Here is a 275-nt window from a genome sequence, read left to right as displayed (position 1 = left end):
ATAAAAACACGATATAAAACTTTCAATTGTATACAAAAAAGCCGATGCAGGATTATCCCTTCATCGGCTTTTTTATCGCGTTATAAAACGTTTTTATAACGATAAATCTTCTTTATCACGCGTTAAATTATGAGATACCAGTGAGTTTTTAGAAATTTGATTCTCTTCGTATAATTCTGAAAGGACTGCGGTGTCTTTTTTGGCAATCATGCGGGCTACACCACGGTTACTTAATGCAAACGATGTAAGTTGGCGTACTTTTTCACGTGTGACTC

Annotated in this window: 1 pseudogene; it reads right to left on the bottom strand. The window is 35.3% G+C overall.

The features are described 5' to 3' along the window. Nucleotides 1-93 precede the first annotated feature (93 nt). Nucleotides 94-275, bottom strand: a pseudogene (locus CWB60_RS20690) (hypothetical protein); the annotation flags it as partial.

The organism is Pseudoalteromonas sp. S327 (assembly GCF_005886415.1).
Taxonomy (GTDB): domain Bacteria; phylum Pseudomonadota; class Gammaproteobacteria; order Enterobacterales; family Alteromonadaceae; genus Pseudoalteromonas; species Pseudoalteromonas atlantica.
The sequence above is the reverse complement of the archived record's forward strand: the minus strand, read 5'-3'. Positions and strand labels throughout refer to the sequence as shown.